This window comes from Geminocystis sp. (genome assembly GCF_041753295.1).
GTDB lineage: Bacteria > Cyanobacteriota > Cyanobacteriia > Cyanobacteriales > Cyanobacteriaceae > Geminocystis.
Window position 1 is genome coordinate 1 of record NZ_JBGSUU010000033.1, and the last position, 5,329, is coordinate 5,329.

The window sequence follows — 5,329 nt, forward strand, 5'->3', positions numbered from 1 at the left end:
ACACAAGTTACGAGCGATCACTCGTCGGCTCTGGTACACAGCACGCCTCTGTGATAATTTAAGAGAGTAATAAAGATACGTGCGCGTAGCGTGCCTTCGGCATCACCTTATCTAAAAATCATACTTTAATTCAGCAACGCCTAAGTTTAAAATCTATAGATTGTGAGCAACTTGAATTGATAGATAGAATGTGGAATTATTACAGTAATGGAAAGTTTGGTTTTAGTGTACAAAATAATATTTACTACTCTTTAAAAATAGGTATAAATGATAAATTAATTAAAAGAAAATTTGGTAATAATATCGGTTGGCTAGAAAATAATCAATGGTTAACTACAGATAATTTAATTGACAATATTAATGCTCCTAATGGTCATTTTCCTAGCGTTTCCCGTGAAGGTAGTTTAGATTCTGGTTGGTTAGTTCGTTATATTTTAAATCCATCTGTTGTTAATAATTCATTATGTCTAAAGTAGTCTATAAATCTCTTGAGAAACTATAATTTTGCTACTTTGTAATAAAGATTTTAAGCACTACTATTTTTGTCATCTAAAATAAACAAGAAGAAAGTCAAGCATAAATGAGCAAAGATACGTCTTTAACTCTAATGAAAGAAGGTGAAATGATTATGATGCAAGGAATATAGAAGACGAGTACGAAGGGAATCGAACCCCCGACACCCAGAACCGGAATCTGGTGCTCTATCCACTGAGCTACGCACCCAACGTATAATATAATAACATATCTTGGCAAAATATTTAGATTCTTTTAAATCCCAAAGATAGTAATATTAGATCATTTGTAAATTATTTTAAAGATAAAAAAATAAATCTGTAAATCTGATTATATATTAAAGCGAATAGCTAAAATTTTCTCACAACTTCCAGAGAATATCATCTTAAATAAATTTCTAATAAAATTATGAATCAAGATATAAATAAAGCCTTAAATTTACTTAAAAAATATAGTGGTATTGAGTTAAAAATAGTTAATTCTGAAGAAGAAAAACAAGCATTACAATCAGCATTAAAATTGATCGTAAGTTTATCTGATAATGAAAATTTAGGCATTTGTGCTTCCACGGAAAAAGAAGCATTTAATACCTTACAAAATTATTTAAAAGCATTAGGATATAGTTTTAATTTAGAGGATAATTTACTTTTTGAAAATAAAGCTATTTATCTTAAATTTAGTACAGAAAAAATGTCTTATTATGTAAGTGATTATCAAGGAGAATATAGAGGAGTTTTAATTACTATTTTTGCAGATTCTCAAGATGAAATAATTGGTACTTATGGATATTTGCCTTTAAATTTATTTAACTAAATAAACTTTTTTTTGACCGTTAATTATAATTATAGCTTTAATTATCACTACAACACCAAAGAATAAACATAATAAATAATCCTACTAATAATATATATAGATAATCTCCCAAATTCATTAATAAATTAAGAGGAAAAAGAATCAATATATTAAAAATAGTTCGATTAAAAATAAAAACTAATAGTACTAAAATTATTAAATTAATCACAATTTAAAATTATATTTATATAAATATCCCAATGATCAATTGCTAATTATATAATATATTATAAAAAGAAGAATAAAAAATTAACCTTATAACCTAATAATGAATAATATAAGCAATCCTCTTTTAATTGGGAAAGGATTACCGCCATTTAAAGATATTAAAGCCACTCATATTGTACCAGCAATTAAACAATTATTGTCAGAATTAGAAACGGAATTAACTACCTTAGAAAATAACTTTCAACCGACATGGCAAGGTTTAGTTATTCCTTTAAATCACATTGAAGAAAGATTGCGTTGGAGTTGGGGGATTATTGGGCATTTGATGGGAGTAAAAAATAGTTCTGAGTTACGAATAGCTTATGAAACGGTACAACCTCAATTAGTAGAATTTTCTAATGGTTTAAGCCAAAGTAAACCGTTATATGAGGGATTTATCAAAATTAGAGATAGTCAAGAATGGGATAGTTTTGAGTCGGCGCAAAAAAGAATTATTGAGTCTGCTATCAAAGAAGCAGAATTATCAGGAGTAGCTTTAGAAGGAGATAAAAAAGAGCGTTTTAATGAAATTCAGTTAAAATTAGCGAAATTATCCACAACATTCTCTAATAATGTCCTTGATTCTACCAAAATCTTTAAATTACGTCTAACAACTCCAGAAGATATAGACGGTTTACCAGCTAGTTTACTTAGTTTTGCGGCACAAACGGCACGAAATGAGGGGGAAGAAAACGCTACTCCAGAAAATGGCCCTTGGATGATAACCTTAGATTATCCTAGTTTTGGCCCTTTCCTTAAATTTAGTAAACGGGAGGATTTAAGAGAAAAAGTTTATCGAGGGTTTATTAGTCGAGCAGGAAGCGGAGAATTTGACAATAATCCTTTAATTACTGAGATTTTAACCTTAAAACAAGAATTAGCGAATATTTTGGGTTATGAAAATTATGCCCAAGTTAGTCTTGCTAAAAAAATGGCCGATAGCGTGGAATCGGTGAAAAAATTGCTAGAAGAATTGCGAATTGTGAGTTATCCCGCCGCACAACAAGAGTTAAAAGAGTTAAAAGAATTTGCTAAAGTTGAGGAGTTAAATCCTTGGGATGTGAGTTATTGGGCAGAAAAACAACGAGAAGCTAAGTTTAACTTTACGGAAGAAGAATTACGCCCTTATTTCTCTTTAAATCAGGTTTTAGAAGGTTTATTTGGGTTAGCTAACCGTATTTTTGGCATTACTATCACCTCCGCCGATGGAAGTGTGCCTGTTTGGCATGAGGATGTCAAATATTTTCAAGTCGCTGACGAAAATAATGAAATTATTGCTCATTTTTATCTTGATGCCTATTCTCGCCCATCGGAAAAAAGAGGTGGCGCTTGGATGGATGACTGTTTAGGTAGGGCAAAATTTGAGGAAAACGGCAAGATTATCACCCGTCTTCCTGTAGCTTATCTTACTTGTAATCAAACTCCGCCCATTGATGATAAGCCTAGTTTAATGACTTTTGGGGAGGTTGAGACTTTATTTCATGAATTTGGCCATGGTTTACAGCATATGTTGACTAAAATAGATTATTCTGGCGCATCGGGAATTAATAATGTTGAGTGGGATGCGGTGGAATTACCAAGTCAATTTATGGAAAATTGGTGTTTAGAAAAAAATACCCTCTTTGGCATGGCGAAACATTACCAGACGGGAGAAACTTTACCCTCTCACTACTATGAAAAACTCTTAGCTTCTAAGAACTACATGAGTGGTTCAGCAATGTTGCGTCAATTACATTTTAGCTTGATAGATATTGAGTTACATTCTTCCTATAATCCTCATGGTGATGAAACTCCTCATCAAGTTAGAGATAGGGTAGCTCAAACAACTACGGTTATGCCACCTTTACCCGAAGATCAATTTTTGTGTGCTTTTGGACACATTTTTGGTGGTGGTTATGCTGCTGGTTATTATAGTTATAAATGGGCTGAAGTGCTTAGTGCAGATGCTTTTTCGGCTTTTGAAGAAGTAGGCTTAGAAGATGATTTGGCCATCGCAAAAGTAGGGCGACGTTTCCGAGATACAGTGTTATCATTAGGCGGTAGCTTATCACCGATGGAAATATTTAGACAATTCCGAGGCAGACAGCCTGATACGAAACCTTTATTAAGACATAGTGGATTGTTAACAATAAGTAACTAGACAAAATTAATTGTGTCTTTACTTTAATTTCCCCCAAGTTTGGGGGCGAAAATTTTACATTCAAGGTGGGCAATGCCCACCCTACCGCTAATTATTTTAATTGGATAGTTTGAGGTTTATCCCACATATGGATAGTATCAACAAAACGAGCAGTGCTAGACTGACTTGAGATTACCAAACTTTGAGTTCTTGCACCACCATGGAAGAAACGTACACCTTCCATTAAAGTACCGGGAGTAATACCACAAGCTGCGAATAAGACGGTTTCACCAGATGCTAATTCTTCAGCGTTGTAAACTTTATCAGGCTCTGTAATACCCATACTGCGTAAACGCTCAAGGTTACTTTCTTTACTTTCGCCGATTAAACCAGTTTTTACAATGGCAGGATCATAAATCAATTGTCCTTGAAAATGACCACCTAAGCAACGCATAGCAGCAGCAGAAATAACACCTTCAGGAGCGGCACCGATACCCATTAAGGCATGAATATTACTACCAGAAAAAGCACAGGAAATGGCAGCAGAAACGTCACCATCGCTGATTAAACGTACTCTTGCACCAGCTTCACGAATTTCTTTCACTAAGTCATCATGACGAGAACGATCCATTACAACTACAACTAACTCTTCTACCGTGCGATTCATGCACTCAGCAATGATTTGGAGGTTTTCTGTAGCAGATTTGTTGATGTCAACACGACCTTTAGCAGCAGGAGGTGCGGCTAATTTCTTCATGTAGAAGTCAGGTGCTGCGAATAATCCGCCTCTTTCAGAAATAGCTAATACTGCCATTGAGCCATTTTGACCGTATGCTACAAGGTTAGTACCTTCACAGGGATCTACGGCAATGTCAATCTCGATTAATTCATCAAGATTACAATATTCTTTAGCATCAGGGCGAGTACAAATACCTACTTCTTCCCCAATATAAAGCATAGGTGCATCATCTCTTTCTCCTTCTCCGATGACGATTCTGCCACGCATTTTGATTTTATTCATTCTTTCGCGCATGGCTTCTACGGCTACTTCATCCGCAATGTCTTTTTCGCCTTTTCCCATCCATTTTGAGGATGCGATCGCAGCCTGTTCGACTACTTCAATAATCTCTAAACCGAGAGTAGTTTCTAACATTTATATCCTCCAAAGATATGTAATTATTTTTATAAGTATGTAAATTAACAAAAACTCATCAACAAAGAGTGTATCAGAGTCAGGGATCATTTTATAATCAAACTTAATGTTACTTATCCGCTTTCAGTAGTTAGCTTTTAGGTATATTGAGATTTATTTTTTTATCTTAAAATTGCTAGATAATATTTTGACAGTTAATTTAAAACTTTATTTTCCTTCAATAATATTAATTTCTTCCTCGGTTAATTCATATAATTGATATACTAATAAATCGATTTCTTTCTCTAATTCTGTTGTGTCATTATCGGGGTTTTCTTCCTTTAAATTTAAAATTTTTGTCACTAACTTTATTAAAGGTTGTTGTTTTTGATTATTAATATTTTGAGGAATAGGAATTTTTTCAGTTACTTGATTATCAAAGTGCATGGTGCGAATTGCCTTAGCAAAAATGAAAAGATAACCATACCAATTAACTAATTTTGAGT

Annotated in this window: 5 protein-coding genes and 1 tRNA gene; 3 read left to right on the top strand and 3 right to left on the bottom strand. The window is 33.4% G+C overall.

The features are described from left to right. Positions 1 to 155 precede the first annotated feature (155 nt). Entirely contained in the window at positions 156 to 476 is a 321-nt protein-coding gene (locus ACEW8E_RS02500; protein WP_373478765.1) for a GUN4 domain-containing protein, read from the top strand. Positions 477 to 650: 174 nt separating this feature from the next. Here ACEW8E_RS02500 and ACEW8E_RS02505 read toward each other — a convergent pair. Further along, positions 651 to 723, bottom strand: a tRNA-Arg gene (locus ACEW8E_RS02505). A gap of 198 nt (positions 724 to 921) precedes the next feature. On the opposite strand from ACEW8E_RS02505, the gene ACEW8E_RS02510 reads away from it, so the two are divergent. After that, positions 922 to 1,326, top strand: a complete 405-nt coding sequence (locus ACEW8E_RS02510) for a DUF1824 family protein (protein WP_373478761.1) — start codon at positions 922 to 924, stop codon at positions 1,324 to 1,326. A 307-nt stretch (positions 1,327 to 1,633) separates the two neighbouring features. After that, positions 1,634 to 3,712 (top strand): M3 family metallopeptidase, encoded by a 2,079-nt coding sequence (locus ACEW8E_RS02515; RefSeq protein ID WP_373478762.1) that lies wholly within the window; start codon positions 1,634 to 1,636, stop codon positions 3,710 to 3,712. Between the two features lie 91 nt (positions 3,713 to 3,803). Here the strand turns inward: ACEW8E_RS02515 and glpX are convergent, their stop codons facing one another. Both glpX and ACEW8E_RS02525 read right to left on the bottom strand, forming a co-directional pair. Continuing rightward, positions 3,804 to 4,844, bottom strand: a complete 1,041-nt coding sequence (glpX, locus tag ACEW8E_RS02520; protein WP_373478763.1) for a class II fructose-bisphosphatase — start codon at positions 4,842 to 4,844, stop codon at positions 3,804 to 3,806. A 207-nt stretch (positions 4,845 to 5,051) separates the two neighbouring features. Then, positions 5,052 to 5,329, bottom strand: a 278-nt coding sequence (locus ACEW8E_RS02525) for a hypothetical protein (protein WP_373478764.1), incomplete at its 5' end; no start/stop codon positions are given.

Excerpts from the sequence above, each read along its gene's own strand:
- ACEW8E_RS02510 (WP_373478761.1), top strand. The coding sequence starts at position 922 with ATGAATCAAGATATAAATAAAGCCTTAAATTTACTTAAAAAATATAGT.
- ACEW8E_RS02515 (WP_373478762.1), top strand. The coding sequence starts at position 1,634 with ATGAATAATATAAGCAATCCTCTTTTAATTGGGAAAGGATTACCGCCA.
- glpX (WP_373478763.1), bottom strand. The coding sequence starts at position 4,844 with ATGTTAGAAACTACTCTCGGTTTAGAGATTATTGAAGTAGTCGAACAG.